Source organism: Hymenobacter guriensis (assembly GCF_015773195.1).
Lineage (GTDB): Bacteria > Bacteroidota > Bacteroidia > Cytophagales > Hymenobacteraceae > Hymenobacter > Hymenobacter guriensis.
This window is the reverse complement of record NZ_JADWYK010000023.1, coordinates 17,405-38,693: the sequence shown is the minus strand read 5'-3', so window position 1 is coordinate 38,693 and position 21,289 is coordinate 17,405. Positions and strand designations below refer to the sequence as shown.

17 protein-coding genes are annotated in these 21,289 nt (G+C 57.8%); 10 read left to right on the top strand and 7 right to left on the bottom strand.

The genetic code is table 11. The annotated features are described in order from the left end of the window. Window positions 1-34 precede the first annotated feature (34 nt). From I5L79_RS22425 to I5L79_RS22380, 10 genes are all read left to right on the top strand, one after another. Entirely contained in the window at window positions 35-745 is a 711-nt protein-coding gene (locus I5L79_RS22425; protein ID WP_196957334.1) for a hypothetical protein, read from the top strand. 61 nt (window positions 746-806) lie between these two features. Further along, window positions 807-1,958, top strand: a complete 1,152-nt coding sequence (locus I5L79_RS23705) for a DUF4138 domain-containing protein (protein WP_196957333.1) — start codon at window positions 807-809, stop codon at window positions 1,956-1,958. Window positions 1,959-1,964: 6 nt separating this feature from the next. Next, complete coding sequence (gene traM, locus I5L79_RS22415; protein ID WP_196957332.1) at window positions 1,965-3,581, top strand: conjugative transposon protein TraM; 1,617 nt, start codon at window positions 1,965-1,967, stop codon at window positions 3,579-3,581. Between the two features lie 115 nt (window positions 3,582-3,696). After that, a complete protein-coding gene (locus I5L79_RS22410) occupies window positions 3,697-4,602 on the top strand; it encodes a hypothetical protein (RefSeq protein WP_196957331.1) in 906 nt (301 codons plus the stop codon). A 58-nt stretch (window positions 4,603-4,660) separates the two neighbouring features. Then, window positions 4,661-5,230, top strand: coding sequence for a hypothetical protein (locus I5L79_RS22405; protein ID WP_196957330.1), 570 nt, complete (start codon window positions 4,661-4,663; stop codon window positions 5,228-5,230). Window positions 5,231-5,455: 225 nt separating this feature from the next. After that, entirely contained in the window at window positions 5,456-6,220 is a 765-nt protein-coding gene (locus tag I5L79_RS22400) for a helix-turn-helix domain-containing protein (RefSeq protein ID WP_196957329.1), read from the top strand. Between the two features lie 286 nt (window positions 6,221-6,506). Further along, window positions 6,507-7,517, top strand: a complete 1,011-nt coding sequence (locus I5L79_RS22395) for a hypothetical protein (protein ID WP_196957328.1) — start codon at window positions 6,507-6,509, stop codon at window positions 7,515-7,517. 7 nt (window positions 7,518-7,524) lie between these two features. After that, window positions 7,525-7,824 (top strand): hypothetical protein, encoded by a 300-nt coding sequence (locus I5L79_RS22390; RefSeq protein WP_196957327.1) that lies wholly within the window; start codon window positions 7,525-7,527, stop codon window positions 7,822-7,824. A 37-nt stretch (window positions 7,825-7,861) separates the two neighbouring features. After that, window positions 7,862-10,390 carry a T9SS type A sorting domain-containing protein gene (locus I5L79_RS22385; protein ID WP_196957326.1) on the top strand — a complete coding sequence of 843 codons (2,529 nt, stop codon included), beginning with the start codon at window positions 7,862-7,864 and terminating at the stop codon, window positions 10,388-10,390. 501 nt (window positions 10,391-10,891) lie between these two features. Further along, window positions 10,892-11,956, top strand: a complete 1,065-nt coding sequence (locus I5L79_RS22380) for a chemotaxis protein CheB (RefSeq protein ID WP_196957325.1) — start codon at window positions 10,892-10,894, stop codon at window positions 11,954-11,956. A 43-nt stretch (window positions 11,957-11,999) separates the two neighbouring features. Here I5L79_RS22380 and I5L79_RS22375 read toward each other — a convergent pair whose 3' ends face one another. The 7 genes from I5L79_RS22375 to I5L79_RS22345 all read right to left on the bottom strand — a co-directional run bounded on the left by I5L79_RS22375 (window position 12,000) and on the right by I5L79_RS22345 (window position 21,275). Then, window positions 12,000-12,425 carry a response regulator gene (locus tag I5L79_RS22375; RefSeq protein WP_196957324.1) on the bottom strand — a complete coding sequence of 142 codons (426 nt, stop codon included), beginning with the start codon at window positions 12,423-12,425 and terminating at the stop codon, window positions 12,000-12,002. A 56-nt stretch (window positions 12,426-12,481) separates the two neighbouring features. Beyond that, a complete protein-coding gene (locus I5L79_RS22370; RefSeq protein WP_196957323.1) occupies window positions 12,482-15,367 on the bottom strand; it encodes a PAS domain-containing sensor histidine kinase in 2,886 nt (961 codons plus the stop codon). 99 nt (window positions 15,368-15,466) lie between these two features. Next, entirely contained in the window at window positions 15,467-15,649 is a 183-nt protein-coding gene (locus I5L79_RS23855) for a sigma factor-like helix-turn-helix DNA-binding protein (RefSeq protein ID WP_394368824.1), read from the bottom strand. Continuing rightward, a complete protein-coding gene (locus tag I5L79_RS22360) occupies window positions 15,601-15,864 on the bottom strand; it encodes a hypothetical protein (RefSeq protein WP_196957322.1) in 264 nt (87 codons plus the stop codon). Before I5L79_RS22360 ends, I5L79_RS23855 begins: the two co-directional genes overlap by 49 nt. A 374-nt stretch (window positions 15,865-16,238) precedes the next feature. Beyond that, window positions 16,239-17,270, bottom strand: coding sequence for a Fic family protein (locus tag I5L79_RS22355; protein ID WP_196957321.1), 1,032 nt, complete (start codon window positions 17,268-17,270; stop codon window positions 16,239-16,241). A gap of 186 nt (window positions 17,271-17,456) precedes the next feature. Next, window positions 17,457-18,083, bottom strand: a complete 627-nt coding sequence (locus I5L79_RS22350; protein WP_196957320.1) for a hypothetical protein — start codon at window positions 18,081-18,083, stop codon at window positions 17,457-17,459. A gap of 486 nt (window positions 18,084-18,569) precedes the next feature. Further along, complete coding sequence (locus I5L79_RS22345) at window positions 18,570-21,275, bottom strand: TraM recognition domain-containing protein (protein ID WP_196957319.1); 2,706 nt, start codon at window positions 21,273-21,275, stop codon at window positions 18,570-18,572. Window positions 21,276-21,289 lie beyond the last annotated feature (14 nt).

The window sequence follows — 21,289 nt, the reverse complement described above, 5'->3', positions numbered from 1 at the left end:
AAGAAAGGCTCCAGGCACCCTTACTCAACACAAAATGGATTCTATTAAAGACTTAAATCAAACCTACACCTCCATGCGTCTGGTGGCGCTGGCGGCCGTTGCCCTTGCCATTTTGACTATTCTGGTGGCCGGCTCCCTGGTGTTTCACGCCTATGGCATCGTTGGCCAGCGGGTGTATGTGGTTGGTAACAGTGGTACGACGCAAATGGCACTGGCCGATTCGCCCGAAGATCATACGCAGTATGAGATGCGCAACCTGGTCCGCACGTTCGCGCTGAATATGTTTGGCCACGACCAGTACACGTTCAAAAACAATTTGAACACGGCCCTTCCGCTTATCGACGACATGGGCGGTCGCCGCTTGTACGATGGCTTCAAGAAAGGAGCCGTGCTCGACAACTACATCAAGTTCGGCGCCCGGACCACGGCCACCGTGGATAGCATCGTGCTTGATACAAACTCTCTGCCCGTGAAAGGCAGACTCTACATCCGGCAGAAAGCCTTTATCGGCGACCGCCAAAGCAAGTCGCTGCCGATGGGCATGAGCTTCGAGCTGACGAACACTCACCGCAGCAACTTCAATCCCTTCGGGATCATGATAACCCGGTTCGACTACATTCCCTACAATCCGGAGGCCTCTGAGAAGGAGAAACGGGTGCTGCAGGCGCAGAAGGACCGCGACGATGCCTTGCTTCAGCAGGCCAAAGCCGAAGCGGAAGCAGCCCAGAAAGAGGCAGCTCAATAAGCCATTGCTCTCCCGGGGCCTGAGAGCCCCGGGCCATCACTCACTCTTTACGGTCACTCTCGTGAAACTTTATATCCTGCTCGGTCTGGGATTACTTGCAGCTCCCACCGTTCACGCGCAGCGTCGCGCGCAGCCGCTGCCGGCCCAGCTTTCCGTTTACTCACCCTCTTCACCGGCGGCGCCTGCACCAGGCCCCGCGGGCATGCACACGGGCGGCTATACCTCCGAAGGTCAGCATTTCACTATGCAGCGCCTTGCCCCTCCCCCGCCGCCCACCCCGCCTGGTGCTACTGCTACGGCCTTGGACATTGCCGTTTCGGACAGTTCCACGACGTACCTCGTGTTTCCCGGTACGGTGTCACTGGTGGACGTCGGCATGATGGATAACTACCTGGTGAAGATTGAGGCCAACTCCGTCTTTATCCGGGGTCGCAAAAACGCCTCAGCTCCTACGCCGATTATGGTCCGGCATGGCAGCAAGTACTGGATTGGCCGGCTGGTCACCGTCAAGCGCCCAGTGCTGACGTTGTATGATTTCACGAAGCCGGGAGCATTGAACCCGCCCCCGGCCCCGGCGGCGCTTACTGGAGCGGACCTGCTCGGCAGCCCGGATGCTATTGTCGGGGATGTGCAGGTAGATCTGAGCGGCGACGTACAATCCACGGATGGAGGTTTGCAGACCGGCACTGGCGCGGTCCTGCAGGAAACCTCTACCGGGGTCGGACCCGATAACGAGCTGGCCATGGACCGGGCCGCGAGCAAGAAAGCCCGCATCAACGCCTTGCTGCGCCGCCTTGATCAATACAGGGATGAAATCCATAGCGTGGCCATAGTAGACAACCGCCTGTCGTTCTCCCTGACCAATGTGCGCAATGACAAGCAGTTCACGTACATGCGCTTCAAGCTGGTTAATAACAGCAGTATCGACTACCAGGTAGATTTTGCCGATTTCACCCTGGTAGAAAATGACAAACGCCGCTTCCTGGGAAAAAAACGCAATGAGGCCCGGCGCCCGATGATGCCGGCTGGCGGACATCCCAATCAGCGAGTGAAAGGCAACTCTACCGGCTATATCTACTATGCTGTGCCGTTGTACGCGGCCACCAATGAGGGTCACCTGGCGGTCGGCCTGCGTGAGTTAAGTGGAGCGCGGGCAATCCAGCTGCGCGTGCCCAGCCACGTGATCAATACGGCTCCAACGTTCATTCAATAAGCAGGTATGAATTCGATCGAAGACATGACCCCCATCGGCGGGGGACAGGCTACTCCCCCACCGGTGCCGGCCCCGGAAGTTGAAAGCCCAACCCCTGCACCGGAAGCAGCCGCTGCCGTACCTGCGGCAGCGGAAAAGCCAGAGAAAGCAAAGGTAGACTGGGGCCAGAAGCTGCTCGACAACAAGCTCACGGTTCTTATTGCGTTGGTCGTCCTAATTGTGGGCGGTGTGGCCGCAATTTGGTTTTCCCTGGAAAGCGAGGCCGCCGCGCAGTCGCCTACGGCCGCTGCCTCGACCGAGCAAATGGATGCGCTTACTCAGTCGCCTTCGCCGCCCGATACAAAAGAACCCCTCGCGGCGGTCGATCAGGCAATGGCTGAAAACGCCCGGCCCGCCCAGCAGGAAGAATTAGCCCCGGAGGATCTGCTTACCAGCGGACAAACGGCGCCGGCCCGGCCTGCTGAGCCGCAACTGACTCCGGCCGAACAAGCCGCCAACCGGGCCCGAATGGCCGATGCGGCGCGGGCGGCCAACACGGAGCAAGTGCAGGAAACCCGCCGTGACCCCTCCACGGGACAATACAGCCAGCAGACCGCTTCCCGTCAGCGGGTGGCGCTTAATAATGGCGCTGCTCCGCGTCGGGCGCAATGGTCGGCCACGTCCACGGGCAACCTGAATCAGGCAAGCGCCTATTCCCCCCGGCCAACCCGGGATAAGGATGGGACGCCCTTCGAGACGAATGATGAGATTAACATGATGCTCCAGAACCTGCCCAAGGGCGTGCACGATAACTACGAGCGCATGACCGGGCGCCGGTACCGGCCGCTGCTGGCCAGCCAGCAGCAGCAAGTCAGCGAGGCTGACAAGCGCCGGGCCGAGATGGCCTACATACCTGGTATGGATGGGTTTAATACCGTTCGCTACCGGGGCAGCAACGCGAATCCGGCTGAGGAGGAAATGATCCTGCCCGATATTTTCTACCGCTGCAGTATTCAGGGTACCCAGGTGGTTCGCACCGGCTCGGTGGTTATGCTTCGCCTTTCCGAGGAAGCCACGTTTGGGGGAGTAACGTTTCCTCGCAACATGATTTTCTCCGCCTTGGCTACAGTGGAGAGCAATCGGGTCACGCTCACCATTGATCGGCTCGGGCAGTACAAGGTGGGCGTTGAGGTATACAACTACAGTTACATGCCGGGCATCATGATCGACCCGGCCAAACGGGTGAAGCCCCAGGGCCAGGAAGGGCTGGGCAGTTCCATGATGCAGACGGGCTCACAGGAAATCAGCACGGCCATCATGCAAAGCACGCAGGCCGCCAACTCTTGGAAGGGTATCGCCGGCCGTGCCGGCGTCACCATGCTGGGGCGTTTGCCGCGTGGTGGCGTGCGCCTGCGCGACGTGACGCTGCCCGATGGCTACCCGGTACTGCTTACCCGCCCCGGAAAAATTGCCAGCGCTTACCAGCAAGGCGGCCTGACGCAAACTTCGGGTCCGATGGGCCAGGATGGCAACCCGATGCAAAGCCCGCTGATGCAGGGCGTTGGTCAGGGGGGCTACCCTGGGCAGCCTGGCTATGACAACCTGCCCCCCGCCTACGCGACGCCTGAAGCTCCTAGGCGGTAACTCCACTTTTTGCTGCTCTTCTCCTGGTTAGCCCGGCGTTACTCTAGGCGGCCCGTGAGTGCTCCGTCAGCTGGCCGGCGAGGGGCCGTTTTTTGTTCACCTAACCTTTCTACCCATGAAAAACTTCAAGAAAGCAGTAGTCGCACTTTGCTTCGGGACAGCGCTGGCTGTTACCCCGCGCCCAGCGGCGGCGCAATGGCTGACGACCGACTTGCCGCACATCGCGACCCAGGTTGCCGAGTTTGCCAAAAAGGCCCGTGACTGGGTTAAAACAGTTGAAAACTACAAAATCATCCAGGATGCCAGAAGCATTGCCGGCGTAACCAAGGATATATCCGGGCGCATCCGTGACATTACCGGCGAAGTCCGCTCGTTGACGGAGGACGGACTGTCGCTGCAGCGGCAGATCCGGGAAGACCTGAAAAAGGTAGTTGCCATCAAGGACCTGAAAATATCCAATATGCGGGACCTGAAAACGCTGGTAACCAACCTGGCCAACATCAAGCTGGGCCAGGCTCTGCCCTCCCTGGGCCAGGGCTCCAGCTTCGGGCAACGGTTGGCCTCGGCCACCGATGCTGATGCCGTACAGGTGAAGGAGATGTTCAACGTTGTATCGAGCACGTCAGGCACTCGGCGGAACGTACTGGAGATGCAGGAGCAAAAGGAACTGGCGGTGCTGAACACGCTGGCCCTGGAAAACAGCAGCCAGCAGGAGAAAGTGGCGATGGCTTTCCGCTACAAGAAAATGGCGGATGAAATGTCCGCCCAGGCCGTGGAGCTGCAGGACGGGCTGAACACGCCCAACAAGTTCTCGATGACGGATGGGGAACGGGTGCTGGCTCATGCCCGCGCTGCGGATAACATGGCGAAGGCCCAGGAATACCGGGAAAAAGCTGAATCGTTGCTCGCGGCCTCGGCCGTAAAGGGCCCGACGCAGCTGGCCACGGAGCAGGCCGTGTCGGAGCAGGTGTTTGTCGCCTCGATGCAGGGCATGCTGGAGACGCAGCACTCCAGCTTCTAACGCTGCGCTTCAACGAACCTAGTGACTCTTTTACTCTCAGGTACTAACTCTACATTTTATGAACCCACTTCTGCGCGTCGCCCTTTTCGGCGCGGTTAGCATATTGGGCCTGGTGCGGCCGATGGCTGCCCATGCTCAGCGCGAGGTCAAGCATCTTAACAGCCTTACTCTGCAGTATGGCAAGGCCTCGGAAGGCACTTACTACCGATTCGGTTACTCGCGCTTCCTCTCCGATAACGTCCGCCTCGACGTGGTAGCCCTACGCGAATCCGGTCGGGAAGATCACCCAAAAACGGGCCGCAATACCCCCTACTATGGGTATGACTTTGGCTTAGGAATCGCACCAAAGCTATTCCGCTTGGGGGAGGCCATGTACGTGCACCTGCCGCTGCAGCTGCACGGGCGCTACGACCGAATGACTCAATCCTCAACTGAGGCCAGCGGCGGCCACCGGGAGGTAACGCAAGGGTTCTCGGCCGGGCCGGAAATTGGAGTTACGGCTGATGTGTACCTGACCAACTGGGTTTCGTTGTCGGGCCAGGCATCGCAGGGATACCTGGCCTTTCGCCCTCCCGTCACTAGCTGGCCGCGCTATTACGGCGGGGGGATACGCTTCCATTTTCGCTAAGAAACGGGTACCTTTACTGAGCTATGCAATAGCTTAACGGTACTGATGAAAAAGCCCCTTGGCCTATTGGTCAAGGGGCTTTCTACATTTCATGGGTACGAATACAGGTATCGGCCAGAGGCAAGCAATGACCTGCTGCAGGCCTTTCGTTGCCGGGGGTGAAAAGAAAGAACATACTGGCACGGCTGCGCCGGAAACCGTTGCTTTGGCAAAACGACTGAAACTATGAATCCACATCGTCAAGTGCGGCTGCTACGCCAGAAACAAGGAATTACCCAGCAACAGATTGCCGATCATCTGTGTATGAGCCGCCCGGCATTCAACAAGCTGGAGAATGGAAAAACCGGTATGGCCGTGGAGATGCTGCAGCGCATTGCAAGGTTTCTGCACGTTCCAGTTAGCCAGCTGCTGCAGGCAATGCCCGAGCCGGCAAGCACAGCTTGGACCGACATTGATTTGATGCTGGAAACGACTTACTACTATCTATCTGAAACCAAATTCAAATTTGTGGCTTATGACGAGTTAACGCCGGCGCACTTGGCGCTACTGGCAACAAAGGGATTTGCCAGCCGGGAAGCTTATGAAGATACACCCTTGGGAGGCCGCCTGTATGCCTATGGACCTCACCAGGTAACTGAATTGATGTTCTATACCTTTGGTATGTCCACCCTTTTTGAACAAGACCTAGTTCATTCTCAGGAGTGGAAACAGCGGTACCAGTTGTTCAAGCAAGCCCGGGCAGCGGGCCTTACGGAACCTGAACCTGAAGTGGATGAGCAGGAATACTTTGTTGTCTTTCATATCGGCTTGGAGATGCCCGACGGCACCGAAGCTTCCGTGCAGCTGGCGCAGCGCGATATTCCCGATGGTATGGATGAGCATGAGGCCTTGGAAAGGCTCATTCTCAAAGCCGGCGCCCTGGATGGCTACATCGGCGCCTTTTCACTTACAGGATACGATCCTTTCTCAGAAATTGTCACTTCTCTATAAGTAACCCTCGCTACCAATTATGACCCCAACGGTTCGCATATAGCACCAGCTTCGGGGCTTTTAGCCTTTAAGGCTATAGCTCGTTTGTAGTCCTCTGCCCTCTCATCACCTCAACGGCCTGTACTCACAGGCCGTTTTTTTGCGCCCTAATGCAACTATAATTAATCGCATTATCATCTTCAAATAACTTACTTGCAACTAGAATTAATTGCGTTTACATTTTCCCCAAATCATTTATGCCTACGCTTCTCTCACCCTTCACGCTTTCAGCTCCGCCAGTATGGAAATGCACTCTACCCTAACCGCTGACACCGACTCCTCGGGCCTACTTCCCTCCTGCCACCGGAGTTGGCAGGATCAACTGTTACCAGCTCCGCTTATTAGTCTTGATCAGGCAGAAGTCGTGGCCCTGGGCTTGCTCAGGCAGCAACCGGAAACGCGGGGTCTGGTAGGTATCAGCGTCGCGCAGGTCATCGAGACGTTACGTGTTGCGGGCATCTCGGCCAGTTTGCTGCTACTGACTGGCCGAGACCAGCTCGTGCCTGACCTGGTACTCCAGACCACACCGGATGAAGCCACCGCCTTCGACGCGCTGCACGCGCAGGTTCTGTGCGCACCGCAACCTGCCGAAGACCTGGAAGCAGCCACGTGGCTTCGCCAGCGCCGGTTATCACACTTACGTCTGCTGGCCATGGGCAGGGAATCCGCCCAGGTGTTCCTTCCTGACTTGGATGCCGGTTGGCAATCGCCTGCGACAGGCAAAGTGGTCCAGCCCTCCATGTTTCGTTGGTTGCTCCAGTCAACGCCCCTGCTGCTGGCTGGGGCAGTGGCCATGGTAGTGTATATCTACAACGCCGGTCCAAGTCCTGCCCTATGGCCCCTTTTTCTGCTGCCCCTGCTCGGCGCGATGGGGTTTGGAGGCCTGCTGTTCCGGCGTCTCTCCTCCTACCGGCAGTCGGTTGCGCAGGCCTGGCTGGCCCGCCCCGCCCGCTTGCGTCCCGACTCGGTAGCGGTAGCACGAAACCTGGCCCGCCGCCCGTGGCAGCTGCTGTATCTGCCGGTCCTGCTGGTACTGGGCGCCTTCGTAGCGCTGCTGCTGCTGCTGGCCGGCTCAATGCTGACGACCATCAGCTCTATGACCCTACCCATCGCCGCGGCCGTGGTGCTGCTGCTGGGCCTGACCTACCGTTCGGGGCGCAAGTACCTGAACGAAACCCGTGAGCATATCCAGCTGCTGCCGGCGCCGCTGTTGCCGGTGAATCTGAGTGAGCTGTGGCTTCCCTATCTCTACTACTAGCCGCCTCATGAATCACCTCTCTGCTCGCTCCGTTTTCACCCCGGTAGTACTGGCCGGTGGCTGCTCGATGCTTGTGCGTCGGGTACATCAATGGGTGTATCAGCCGCTTGCTACGGCTCCGCCTGCTCCGAATTATGCCGCTATGCGGCCCTGCGCATTGAGGCCACACGCTGCCCGCCTGCGCGGCCGCCGGCAGCGCCGCACATTTTGGCGTCGCAACCTGCGAAACCTGGTTGCGGTGGCGCTGATCATGGCCGGTACCACACTACTCGCCTCGGCCTTCAGTTTCAGCCTGTTTCGTGGTTAGTGCTGCGGCTTCCTCTCTCTTCCTTTCCTGACTTACCATGAACATCATTCTCAAAGCCTGGGGGCTGCTGCTTTTTCTTTGCTGCTCCTACTCGGCCTACGCAGTAGTACCGCCACCTGACACGGCCCTCCATTTACCGGTTACCTCACCTCCCAGCTGCAACCAGGTAACTATTGCCTGGACCTCAGCGACTGCATCGCCCTCCAGTGGCTATCATGGCAAACGTAGCCTGCTTGTTTTGCAGGCTGTTTCGGCTACTAACGCAATGCCGGAGCCTGAACAAGGTATTTCCTACATTTCCAGCTCCTATTTCGGGGCCGGGCAACAGTTGGCACCGGGTCAGTTTGTCGTGTATGCCGATAGTGGCCAGGCTACTACCATCAGCGGGCTGCAGGCTAATACCGAATACCGAGCCGACGTGTTTGCCTATTACGATTCTACTTCCCTTGACGCTGCATCCGGCCCGGTATATAGCCCGTTGGTCACGACGGCAACTCTCTACTTTACTACTCCTGACTTCTCCTCATCTACGCCGCCGAGCCTTGGGGCATCGGGGGCGTCGGCTTCGATTGTAGATTGCTCAACTGCGCAACTGACGTGTCTCCCAGGAAACGGTGATGGCCGGCTGTTTGTAATTCAACGACTACCCAGCGGGGCCGATGGAGTAAGCCTGAGTACCGAGCCCCAGTCCGGTCAATTCTACTTTCCCAATTATCTCTATGGGCAGGGTCAGGCGGTGGCCCCGGATACCTACGCGATGTATCTGGGCCCCGACTCGACGGCCACTCTGTACGGCCTGATCCCTGGAGAACGGTATAAGTTCGTTGCCTATGAATACCAGACCGAGCGGGATGGAACCGGGGGCAATACATGTACGAATCCTGGCTACGCTGCGCCCGTGGACACGGCTTATTTCACCGTTCCCCGCTGCAGCACTACGGAACCGCTGGTAGCGGCTTCGAGCGCAGCTCAGAGTGATACAACCACTACGACCGCCCGGGTACGGTGGACCAACGGCAATGGCGTACGGCGCCTTGTCGTTGTTAATCAAATTGCCTTCAGCAATGGGCTGATGCTTCCCCAGCAAAACACGCTTTACCAGGGCGCTACTGCCTTTGGCCAGGGCAGTCAAACGCAGCCCGGTACCTTCGTGGTGTACGCCGGGCAGGACAGCAGCGTGACGGTTTCTAACCTGGAACCTGATACGTACTACCAGCTGGCAGTATATGAGTACAATGTAGATCAGCGTGGAAAACCTACCTATCTACTCAGCCAAGCACCAGCTTATACACTGGTTAAAACGTACCCGGAACCAGAGCCAGTAGCACCGTCTGACCTACGGGTAAACTACTCTGTGCCCTTTTCCTACAATCAAGGCCTGACCCAGGTAAGCTGGAAGCCTGGCACCGGGTCGCACTACGTGGTGTTTGCTCAGGAAGTGCGCGAAGGGCAGCAAGCCCTGTATGAGCCAGTAGACGGAATTCTGTATAACCAAAAACTGAATAATGACTTTAGCCCTGCTGCTCGCGTAGGAGATAAAACATACATACTCTCCAGGAGTACCTACTCTAGCAGTGGTGCTGATACGATAGTATACCTGCGCAACCTCACTATCGGACACGTCTACGAGCTTGCCATTTTCGAATATGTGCTGGATGGCAACGGCCTACCAAAGTACACGGGAAGTATACCAATGGCCTTCCGTGCCGCCAGGATGGAGCCGGTTCTGCAAGGTGAACTAATCAACGACGTCCCTACTTTGACCTGGACCGTAGGTGGCCACTATCATGCTGAGCACTTCCGGATTTTTGCGTCCCAGGACAACACCCAGTTTCTACCTCTCGGCCCGGGTATACCCATTGCGCAAGACAGTTCGGTGAGCCGAGTTGCGTTGACGCGGCCGTTATCCGCCATTACCGTACCTACCTACTTCAAGGTCGAGATGTACCACCGGGATGGCCAATGGCTGTATTCCAATACTATTCTCCTTTCGCCCGGCAAACCATTACCGGTTGAACTGCTCCGCTTATCTGGCCAGGTAAGTGAAGCAAACCGCGCAACCCTCAACTGGAGTACCGCCCAGGAAAAGAACAGCGCGTACTTTAGTGTAGAGCGAAGTCTGGATGGACTCCACTTTGTACCGGTCGGGCGCCAGGCCGCGGCCGGCACCTCGACGCAGCAACGTGCTTATCGCCTGGTGGACCCTCACCCACTGGAGCAGCTGACGTATTATCGCCTGCACCAGGTAGATCAGAATGGCGCAGCTACCTACTCTGAAAGTATCTCGTTGCAGCCAGCTCGGCATACCCTGCAGCTGAAGGTTTGGCCGAATCCGGCGCACGCCGGCAAGCAAGCCTCCCTGCACTTAACAGGCCTGGATCATCAGGCTGGTCTGGTCCAGGTTTATATTCGGACCCTCACCGGCCAGTTGCTGCACCACAAGCAGCTGCAGGCCTTCCCCCTTGTCGAATGGAGCTGGTCGCTGGCACACTATGCTCCGGGCGTCTACCTGATTGAAGTTCAAACCTCCGCTGGGCGTCATTTCGCCCGGCTGGTAATAGAGTAGTTCTTGGTAGCCTTTGCTGTCCTTCTTCGCTATACAGTAGGCTCTCTCGATTAGGGAGGTAGCGGTAAGGGGCACGTATAGGAAATCTAGTTCTTTGTCACGGCTTGGCCGGGTAAATGGCCCGTCCTGCAGCCAGATGCTTGGCCTTGGTTAAAAGTTTGGTCCAAAAGCCGCATTTACCAATCCTTAAACATTCCCGCAAGTACTATCGATTCTCGTAGCACTAGCCCATTGACCTGGCTCAACTACAGCGAGGTTAGCTTGTTAAACCTATGGCGATGCTTTGCCTCATCCACTGACCAGTTGCTGCTATCTCGTTTAGCACTAGGCTCTATACGGCGTGGCTTTCTGGGCCTACGCGCAGGTTGCTTAGAGTAAGTTTATCCCCCTGCTGCTATAAGAGGGCCTATTCCGCGCGCGGTTGCCGTGTTAGGGCTGAGGCAAATCCTTACTTTGCAAGCTTAGCCGACCTTTCTCTCCGCTTTACTCACTAAGGGAACTATGACGCATCAGCCTCCGAATAGAACCCACCGGTCCCACCGGGACATTGTGGTTATTGGGTCTTCTTCCGGCGGCGTCACGGCCCTACTGGAGTTGGTTAAAGCCCTGCCGGCGGATTTTCCCGCGCCCGTTTTTGTGGTGCAGCACGTGGGGGCCGACTCCGTGAGCATCCTGCCCCAGCTACTGAACGCGGTGTCGGCGCTCACGGTCAAACACGCGCGCGATGGCGAAGCGTTTGCCGCCGGCACCGTGTACGTGGCCCCGCCCGACCACCACCTGCTCCTGGAGGACGACAAGGTTCTGGTCAAACGGGGTCCGAAAGAGAACCGCTTCCGGCCCAGCATCGATGCGCTGTTCCGCTCGGCGGGCTACGGCTACGGCCCCCGCGTAATTGGCGTTGTGCTCACCGGCTACCTCGACGACGGCACTTCCGGGCTGTGGAGCGTGCAGCGCCTGGGCGGGCTGGCCGTGGTGCAGGACCCGCTGGATGCCGAATCCCCGGCCATGCCGCTGAACGCGCTGGAATTTGTGCAGGCCGACCACGTCGTGCCCCTGGCCGAGTTAGCGGCCCTGCTGGTGAAACTCACCACCGAGCCGGCGCCCGCCAAGCCCCGGGTAAAGAAAACCGAGCTCGACCTGCTGGGCCTGGAACTGGAAATTGCCAAGGCGGGCGACGCGTTTGCCCTGGGCATCATCGCGCACGGCCAGCTCACCTCCTTTACCTGCCCCGAGTGCCACGGCGCCCTCACGCAGCTCATCGAAGGCCGCCTGATTCGCTACCGCTGCCACACCGGCCACGCCTATACGGTCAGTGCCTTGCTGGGCGAAGTGACCCAGTCGGTCGAAGGCTTTCTTTACCAGGCCATGCGCGGCCTGGAGGAAACGCACATGCTGTTAAGTACGCTGGGCAACCACTTCCAGCAGGACCAGCAGCCTGCGGTGGCGGGCTTGTTTTTCCGCAAAGCCGAAGAGTCCGGCGCGCGGGCTCGCCACCTGCACGAGGAAATTCTCCAGCACGAGGCGCTCAGCGGTGACTTGCAGTTCCGCAAAAAGAAGCCGGGCTAGCGCGGTGGCTCTGCGCAGCCCCTGGGTTGGCCACTCGCTGGGCTTAGTCGGCCGGGGGACCTGGGGCCGCTGCAAAGTGCGCCCGAATGATTTCATTCACCTTGTCCGCCGTCAGGGGCTTGGTCAGGAAACCGGACACGGGCAGCACCTGGGCCCGCTCCACGTCGCGCGGGTGCAGGGAGGTGGTGAGCATCACGACCACCGTGGCGCACTGCTGCGCCGGGGGCAGCTCGCGGTAGGCGTCAAGGAACTCAAAGCCGTTCATCAGGGGCATGTTCACGTCCAGAAAAATCAGTTCCGGACACGTAGGGCTCTCCTCCTGGCAGTGGTTATGCACTGCCGCCAGGGCCTCCTGCCCGTTGAGGGCCACCAGCACCTCCGCAGTGATGCCCATCTTGGTGAGCAGCTTGCGGTTTAAATAATTGGTGGTCGGGTCGTCGTCGACCAGCAGAACAGAGCGCAGCGGCATGGCGGGGTGTCAGCTAAGGAAAACAGCCGGCACAGCGTCGAGCTGCGGAAACAGGGTTAGCCGGGCAGGTATACGGAAAAAGTCGAGCCATGGCCGAGCTTACTGGCTACTTCGATTTTACCGCCCGCGTTTTCCACCATTTTCTTCACCATGTGCAGGCCCACGCCCGAGCCCTCGACGTGGCTATGGAACCGGCGGAACATGGTAAACAGCCCCTGTTCGCGCGTCAGGTCCAGCCCCAGGCCGTTGTCCTGCACCTCCAGCACCCGCCAGGGCGCTTCCACCCGGCTGCGCACCATGACCCGGGCCGGGCGGGCCGGGTCATGGTACTTGAAGGCGTTGCTCACCAGGTTGTAGACCACCGAGCGCAACGTCTTTTCCGCCAGGGGCAGAGTCGGCGTGGCCTCCACGGCGACCTCCAGCGAGCCCCCGACCTGCGCCAGCAACGGCGCCAGGTCCAGGCGCACGGCGTCGATGACCGGGGCCAGCACCGTGGAAGCGGCCGGCTGGTCGTACTCCTGCTGCAGCTTGGCCACGTCGGTGAGCAGGGTAATAGTGCGGGTAAAGCGCGCAATCGAGTCCTGCATCAGGTCGAGAATGTAGACCACTTCGCTGCCGGGCTCCTGCGGCGGCAACTCCTCCCGCAACGTATTAAGCAGCCCTTCAATGTTGGTAATGGGCGCTTTCAGGTCGTGGCTGGCCGTGTAGACGAAGTTGTCCAGGTCCACGTTGGTGCGGGTCAGGCGCTGGTTGGAAGTGCCCAGCTCCTGGTTGCTGGCGCGCAGTTCTTCGTTGAGGCGCTGCACCTGCTGCCGGGCCATCACCTGCCCGGTCACTTCCACGGCCACGGCCGCCACGCTGCGGATGGCGTCCTCCGCGTCGCGCAGGGGTTGGTAGACAAAGTTCAAATAGACAGTTTCGAGCTGTCCTTTTCGCATCAGCAGGGCCGTTACTTCCTGGGCCACGAAAGCTTCGCCCGTGGCCACTACCTGGTCGAGCAGCTCCTTGAATCCCTGGTCACGCACCTCCGGCAGCGCCTCCAGAAGGGGTTGGCCCACCACCTGGTCCGGGGTGCGGCCCCACAGCTCGGCCACGCGGGTGTTGGCTACTTCAATCACGTAGTCAGGGCCCTGCAGCAGTGCCATGGCCACGGGCGCCTGCTCAAACACGGCGGCCAGCTGCTGGCGCTGGGCTTCGCGCTCCTGCCCCGCGCGGGCTTGCGCGGTCACGTCGTAAGCGAAGACTGAAACGCCCACAATCGCGCCGGCCTCCCGGTAGGGCTCGTAGCTGAAATCGTAGTACCGCTCGTGGGGTGCTGAGCCGTCGGGCGGCGTGGTGACAAAGGGCACGGCCGTGCCGATGTAGGGCTGCCCGGTGGCATACACGCGGTCTAGCGCCGGCATCAGGCCAGCGGCCACGATTTCGGGCATGGCGTCGGCATACAGCCGCCCGGTGAGGGGACGGCCCGGAAACAGTCCCTGGAACGCGGGGTTGCGATAGTGGAAAAAGTGCTCGGGTCCGCGCAGCAACGCCACCACCACCGGGGCCTGCTCGAATACCTGGTACAGGTCTTCGAGCTCCTGGGCGCGGAGTTCGGCCTCGTCCAGCCGCTCGGCCTCCATCGCCTCCCGCTCGCGGCGGGCCCGCACCTGCTCGGTCACGTCGTAGGCGTACGTCACGAAGCCGTCAATCTGCCCCTGCTCGTTGTAGCGGGCGGTATAGGTCAGGTCAAAGTAAATGTCCTCCACGGGGCCGCCCTCGTAGCGAGCCAGCGGCACCAGCACCTCGGTTTCCTGAAACGGCTCGCCCGTTTCGTACACATGACGCAGCAGGGGCACCAGGGGCTGGCCCTGCAGCTCGGGCAGGGCTTCGAGCAGGGGCTTGCCCAGCAGCGCGCGGCCGGGAAACATGGCCTGGTAGCCGGGGTTCACGAACTCATACACCCACTCGGGGCCGTCAAAAATGCAGATGGCGGCAGGGGCGTGCAGAAACAGCTGCTCCCACTGCCGGCGCTGCCGTTCGGCGTCGCGGGTGCGCGCCTGCACGCGGGTTTCCAACTCTTGGTTAAGCCGCTCCAGCTGCTGGCGGGCGCGCACCTGCTCGGTCACGTCGGTGGAAAAGTCGAGCAACCCGTCGATGCGGCTCTGCATGTCGCGCAAGGCATAGAACGAGATGTTGAGGAATACCTGTTCCGGCTGGCCCGTGCCGGCAAAGTCAATCCACGCTTCCAGTTCCGGGTTGGCAAACGACTCCCCGGTCTGGTACACGCGGTCCATGATGGCAAATACGCCCTGCTCAGCCACTTCCGGGATAACCTCGCGAATGGAGCGCCCCAATAGGGGCTGGGAAGCAAAATACTGCTGGTAGCGGGAGTTCACGAATTGGTACACATGGTCCGGCCCGTGGTAGGTGGCCACCTGGGCGGGCAAGTGCTGGAGCGCGTCATAGAAGCGCTGGCGCTGGCTTTCGGCCTCGGCGCGGGCGGCCTGCTCAGCGGCTTGGCTGTCGCGCAGGGCCAGCTCGACGGCGCTGCGGTCCTGGTCGGCTGTGTCGGTGAAGCTGACCACCAGCCACTCGCCGCTGCGCCGGGCCGCCACGCGGAAATAATTGTCCAGGCCATCGGCCTGGTAGTTGAAGTCGAGGCGGCCGTCCTCCCCGGTTTCTATCACCCGGCGGTACATCGAGAATACGCCGTTGGTGAAGATGTCGGGGAAGCGGTTGCGGGTCGTGTCGCCCGGACGCTCGGGCAGGCCGGTCATGCGCTGGGCGGCGGGGTTAAGGTACTCTATGGTAAAATCCAACAGTTCACCGGAGGGGCCGTGGAGCGGACGTAGCACGTTGACCGCAGTCAAGGAAATGGCCAGCACATCCCGCAGGAGCGGGTCGAGCACGGCTAAGGGAGCCACAGAACCGTTGGGGGAAGGAACCGAAGAGGTGGGCATGCGGGGGCGCTAACGACGGGAAACAAGCACGGTAAAGGTATGAGAAACCATAAGGTTCCTTCCTTGAATACAATGTGGTATTTGTCATTAGCAGATGCGTTAACTTTTCGAAGCATTCACTCGCGAAAAAGCACTGGATAATGGTTGCCCTGGCCGGGAGCCCGCTCCGGCCACGCGGGCCAGCACTTGCAGAGCGGCCCGGGCCCGGGTCTTCACGGTAGCGAGCGGAATGCCTAATTGCTCAGCGGTTTCCGCCTGGGTGCAGCCGCCGAAATAGAGCAGGTCGATGACCTCGCGCTGACGGGCTTGAGGTGCAGCAGCAGTTCGCGCTCCCCAATGTGTTTGGGGTTGAACGAGCGCTGGGCCGGGGCCTGCGGCACGGAGGGCAGGTCAAGGGATGGGTTGCGTATGGCATCAATGGCTTGGTTGCAGCACACGCGCACCATCCAGGTGAACAGCCGGCTACGCCCGCAAGTCGGCAGCTCATCAACCTGCAAGGAGAGTTTGATTTCTTTGACAAAGCCCTAACCGATACGCTTCGACTTAAGCCCCTTACTTACCGTCGAGAGGGAATCTGCTGGGGGATAAGAGACTACCCCGTCAAATGCAACTTTTGGACTAAACTTTTAACCAACGCCATGCTTATGACAAAGCTTGTTCAATTGTAGTGAGTCAGAAAAAAGGCCCCATCAACAGATGGGGCCTTTTTCATTCTGTAACAAGGCCGACACTTCCCTGGCGTGAGTAATCAACCAGGTAAGCTGGCTAGTGTAAAGATATGGAAAAATGGGGGGGGGTTGGTGGCGAGTGAAGCCAACCCAGCGTGCTGGTTGTTCGCCACTCTTCTACATAGCGCAAGGAGTGGACGAATTTACCGTTCCTGCTCACTACGGCTGGGTGCCAAGCTTGTGCGGGAAACGCTTTGCTCCTGTGTCGGGCGCTCGACATAGTAGCCCTTCAGCTCAGCCAATTCGGCGGTTGCTTTCTCAAAGCGGTCAAGGTAGGGGTCGATCCCCTGACCTCGTAACGAATTGCTTATGTGTCGAGCCACTTCCAGGTTCTGGCTGTTGATTTGACCGCTGCTGATTTCCTTTTGCGTCTGACGCAGTAGGTCGTATGTGTCTTTCCCCCCCACCCGCCCGCTAAGATGGTCCTGAATAAATATACCGGCCTGATTCAGTTCACGGGTTTGCGCACTTTCGTGTCGCTCCCGGGTGATGGGAACTTCGTTCTCTCGTAGGCTTGGGCGGCGAGCCAACTCAGCCTCTGGCCCTGGCGCAGGTCTTGTTACGGCATTTAGAGCATTCTCCAATTCACTCCGGTCGCCCTTAGAAGCATCTTTAGCTAAGGTCTTGTCAGCCGCCAATTTAACGCCTGGTTCATTTTCAAGTTGTATCTCGTAACCCGCCTGCTTACCAATCTGCTCTGTGACAATATTGAGAACCGCATCATTGCCGGCTCGGAACGGAGCTACTTGGTAATATTGATCGTAGTACGTGGCCAGCCGCTTTACGAACTCACCTTTATCTAACCCTTTTAGCCCATTTTCCTTCTGTAGGTCGGCACTGATAGCGTTAAGCCGCGTATTCACTTTACCTGCTTCCTCGAATGCCAGCGGCTCGTTAGTAGCCATACTCTGCCGATTGCGCGATACATCCTGGTGGGCATTGTCCTTTAGATCCTGTCGCGTTTGACCAGCCCAGGGATACACGTCCTGCATGGTGTACTCATGTATCCTGCGGAAATGGTCCGCATCGAAATTTCCTCGAACTACTTTTAGTCCCTCCCGGATTTCTCCGGTTCTGAAGTCAGTCGTTACCTGCTGTGCTGATCGCATCACTTCGGGATCAGTAATACCTAGTTTGTTCGGCGGTATATCACCGCTGCCAAAACCGTAATTCATATGACAGTAGATTGGTCGGCGTTCGACTCGGCCGATGATGATGGGGTTTGTGATTTGAGTTGTCGCCCGGCGCGTTTGTGGCTTAGTTTCTCCCCGCGTGGCAACTCAGGGCCATCGTGCAGTAAGTCCACACTATTAGCCCTCCGCTCTCCTTTCTGAATCCTGGTGATTTTCTTCATGGGCAGGTCAGTCCTCAAATCGCTCATCCCGTTCGTCATCCTCATCAAGGGAACCGTGTTGGCCTGATGTGCCGGCATCAAAGGCACCTGAATCAAGTACCCCCGCAGTATCCACTTCATTATTACTGCTACTCCACCCCAGTTCACTGATAGCGGAATTGCCCGGTGTTTGTGCTATGCCATTGGTACCACCAGAGCTACCTTTTCCAGTGGATGCAGGTGGGGCAGTAGGGGAAAAGGCCTGCGCGGTGCTGGCTTGCGCATCGTCAGCCGACGTGGGGCTATCTTCCGCATCAACATCGGCATTGACAATGGTAGGCTCGTCGGTGGTAGCATTACTGGCAATTTCCTCATCAACGCGCATTCGCTGTTCCTGCTGCTGCCGCTGCTGCTCCGTATCGTGCAGTTGAAGTTGACGGGCGTGCTCCTGAGCGTGCTCCGTACGCTTTATCACATCCTGCGTTAGCTCATGAAGGCATTCTTCAGAATCAATCTCTCCCTGCTCTAACTTATCCAGTAAAGCTTGAGAATTCGGATGGGCGTAGGAAGGCAGTAATCTCAGGCGAGCTGCCAAGCGAGCGTACGATGGCGCCCCATCTGAGGCATCGCTATCGGGACTTCGGTAGAAGTTCATTCGTTCAGTTATTTAAAGTGAAAGTGTCAGTTAAGGGGTTACTACCCACCATCATAAGGCGACCTGCTGCAGAGCCAGGCCTTGCGGCGACAAGACTAAATCATGCTGGGGTCTGCTATAGTACCGGACCCAGTGGATCAGCTGGCCAAGGCCTACCTTCCATGCGTGCACTACGGCAGGTGGAGGGTATGGCTGCCGCCACTGTATGCGGAGCCAATCATAGGCAGCGGCATACTGCTCACCCAGCAACCCGCGGGCGTTTATATCCGCCCGTAGAAGAAAGCCTGCCAGGCCGTCATAATTACTACCCTTAGTTACCCGCTGCAGTGTCGTGAGCTGCCCGAGCAGTTCGCGTAGGGCGTGGCGTAAACGCTTAATCTGCCCTTTTGAGGGATGGGTCATGTCAATAGCCGCCCACTGGCAGAAGGGCTTCGCGCAAATTACCGGGTGCTGTTGTAGCAAGTCGAAGAGGGACGTCTCACGCATTTAGTATTCGCCAAGGTCAGCTGGCGTGGGGACCTGGTTTTTGGGCCGAAGCGTATTGGGGAAGCGAGGTAACCGGGTAGCTGGATCAATGCCGGCAATAAGCTCCGTCACCTCGCGGTATATTTTCTGGTGGTTTGCCTCAATCATCCGTTGCATTGGGCTATCAGAAGGCTTGTTTTCCGCCTTTTGTAATCGCTCCAGTTGAGCTTTCTGCGCTTTCACTTGTTGATCACGTAGGCGCTCCTCCCGCGATGGTTCTGCGCGTGAAGGTGCCTCATTGGTTGTTTTAGAAGCAGCGGCCAATGTTCCTACCGGCGATGTATCCTTGGTTAAGTGCTCCTGCCGGCTTTGCTCAGCTACGGCTTTGGCAGCTTCGACTTCAGCCCTTAAATCGACGGCAGCAGCTGTCGTGTTGGCTACTGGAGGTGTGCTGCTCGGTTCCGTTGGAACAGGTGACCCTTCCGCACTTTCCTCACCCGGATTCTGGGAACCAGCAACGACTTCTGCCGCCTGCTGCTTCACTTGGGCGTGCTGGCGTTCCAGTAGCCGTTTCTTGGCTGCTGCGCGCTGCATATCAAACTGTCGGCTCAAGTTGTCTTCTACTTGCTCACGCGTACGGGCCAATTCCTGCAAGCGCCGCTCTGCCTGCTGACGGTCAGCCTTCAACTCCCGCTCTATTTGCGGCGTCACTACGCCTTCAGCATCTTCAAAAACCGAAATAGGTTGGATGGGGAAATCTCCTGGCTCAATTTCTCGCTGTATCTGGGCCTGAAAGAAGCTCATAGGTGTTTCCACGGTTTGTCCGATGAACTCCCCTTGTTGCAGCGTATAGGCATCCTGCACGCGTACGACTTGGCGCTCCTGCACACTCACACTCTGGCTCACGTTACGCCCGCCCCCTACCTTCCCACCTCCCATACTTTTGCCAGCAGAGACGGAAACCATTTCTACATCCTCTTTGCCGACCATGTCAGAGACCAGTTTGGCTGTTTCTGCCGAATTAATCTTGCCGAAAAACTGATTATTAAGGTTGCTGATTAGTACCTGCGTTTTGTCTTTTCCATAGGCATCAACCATCTGTGCCACGTCCTGCGTCATGTACAGCATGGCGACTTTGTTGCTTCGGGCCGTGGCTGGAATCACCTCCAGACCGGGGACATAGATGGTTGCGCCCTCATCGATAAGAACAAATGAAGGGTGTTTATTCTGCTGATTCATCAGCTTCAGGGCTACCGCTATGATGCAGCTGATAACGGGGGAAAAGGTCCGAGCTAGGGTAGGATCATTACCGATGGTCAGGATAGTGGGGTTTGCTGGGTTGTTCAGATCAAGCGAGAAACCCTCACCCCGGGCTTCGTCTGGAGAAAGCACCCAGCTAATTTCTGGCGTAGCTAATCTAGCCAGGGCAATCTGTAAAGAGGAAATAATGCCAGCTACTTGTTTTTCCGCCTTTTGTTCAACAGCAGTAATAATACTTTGCACCAAGGCCTGACTTCTGGGATCGGTTTTTAACATACTCAGCACGTGCGTAAAATCCTCATATACTGCAATAGCTACAACATGCGGTACTGTGCATAAGGCAGGAAAATTATTCTTTAAGAACCAGATAATACCCGTCAAGTAAGCTTCGGCGCTTAGTTCAAAGAAATTATCACCTCCTTTTGCGCCGCCAGGATTTAAGTTATTAAGAATTGTTTTAGCATACTCCATTGCATATGCGGGCATAGGCATATCCTGTGGGCGTAAAGGATTAATTTTTTCCGTACGCTCCATATCAATAAAATTGATGACGCGGTGCAGTAATGGTTTTTCTAATTCACCGGCATAAATCAAGGATTTCTGTGCAGCACTAGCTAATACTGGAAATTTAAAATCATATATCAATCCGCACATACCTTTCTTGACGAATTGCTGCAAAAATGGCTCGCCAATTGAAAACGTTTTACCTGCTCCGGCCCCACCTAAAACTAGTGTTCCACGGAATGGATTTGGTACGTTCACGAACTGGTTTCCTTCGGCTTGCAGCACGATGCCATACTCAGTATCTCGTCGCACCTTTTCCGCCTGCAGCCGGCCACCGATGTGCTTGGTTGCAGCTCGCAGCTGGCCAGCGATAAAGCCACAGCCCAGTACCAGGGCACTAGCGATAGGATAACCAGTTGTAAGCAATTCGCCGTGGCAATAGCCCATCAGAAGCAGCATGACGCTTCCAAACGCCAGTACCGCGCATAGTATCACGACAGGCATTTCCACATCTTTTGGTTTACGTGGGATCTTCCGGGGAGCCCCAATTTTAGGCGGTGCAGGAGTCTGCACGAAGATCAGTGCAATAGATACCAGGACTAGAATAGCACGGGCAGCTAGGCCCACCTGCATATCGACGGCTTGGCCACCAATATCGGCCACCTTATTGCCCATGCCTTCCATAGGGTCTCCGCTGCTGTCACTGCCGCTAACGGCACCAAAAATATCTATTGGAGCACCAGGCTCAGGTTTAATTGGCTTAGGTGGATTAGGGGCTGCTGGTTTGGCAGCTTTCTTTGCGGCCGCCGCTGATGTTGTGGCCTTAGCCTTAGGCTTATCCCGGTCTGTAAGAACGTAGTACTCCCCACCTAATAAGAGGAGCAGTAGAACCAAACCGATAAGCGACGCATTGCCACCGCTACCTGGGGGCCTGGCAGTCGGTGTACTGGGTGCAGTGGACATATAATGTGGATGTT

Excerpts from the sequence above, each read along its gene's own strand:
- I5L79_RS22375 (WP_196957324.1), bottom strand. The coding sequence starts at position 12,425 with ATGCCGCTGCGCTCTGTTCTGCTGGTCGACGACGACCCGACCACCAAT.
- traM (WP_196957332.1), top strand. The coding sequence starts at position 1,965 with ATGAATTCGATCGAAGACATGACCCCCATCGGCGGGGGACAGGCTACT.
- I5L79_RS22410 (WP_196957331.1), top strand. The coding sequence starts at position 3,697 with ATGAAAAACTTCAAGAAAGCAGTAGTCGCACTTTGCTTCGGGACAGCG.
- I5L79_RS22405 (WP_196957330.1), top strand. The coding sequence starts at position 4,661 with ATGAACCCACTTCTGCGCGTCGCCCTTTTCGGCGCGGTTAGCATATTG.
- I5L79_RS22350 (WP_196957320.1), bottom strand. The coding sequence starts at position 18,083 with ATGAACTTCTACCGAAGTCCCGATAGCGATGCCTCAGATGGGGCGCCA.
- I5L79_RS22370 (WP_196957323.1), bottom strand. The coding sequence starts at position 15,367 with ATGCCCACCTCTTCGGTTCCTTCCCCCAACGGTTCTGTGGCTCCCTTA.
- I5L79_RS22380 (WP_196957325.1), top strand. The coding sequence starts at position 10,892 with ATGACGCATCAGCCTCCGAATAGAACCCACCGGTCCCACCGGGACATT.
- I5L79_RS22425 (WP_196957334.1), top strand. The coding sequence starts at position 35 with ATGGATTCTATTAAAGACTTAAATCAAACCTACACCTCCATGCGTCTG.
- I5L79_RS22400 (WP_196957329.1), top strand. The coding sequence starts at position 5,456 with ATGAATCCACATCGTCAAGTGCGGCTGCTACGCCAGAAACAAGGAATT.
- I5L79_RS22355 (WP_196957321.1), bottom strand. The coding sequence starts at position 17,270 with ATGAATTACGGTTTTGGCAGCGGTGATATACCGCCGAACAAACTAGGT.
- I5L79_RS22390 (WP_196957327.1), top strand. The coding sequence starts at position 7,525 with ATGAATCACCTCTCTGCTCGCTCCGTTTTCACCCCGGTAGTACTGGCC.
- I5L79_RS22385 (WP_196957326.1), top strand. The coding sequence starts at position 7,862 with ATGAACATCATTCTCAAAGCCTGGGGGCTGCTGCTTTTTCTTTGCTGC.
- I5L79_RS22345 (WP_196957319.1), bottom strand. The coding sequence starts at position 21,275 with ATGTCCACTGCACCCAGTACACCGACTGCCAGGCCCCCAGGTAGCGGT.
- I5L79_RS22395 (WP_196957328.1), top strand. The coding sequence starts at position 6,507 with ATGCACTCTACCCTAACCGCTGACACCGACTCCTCGGGCCTACTTCCC.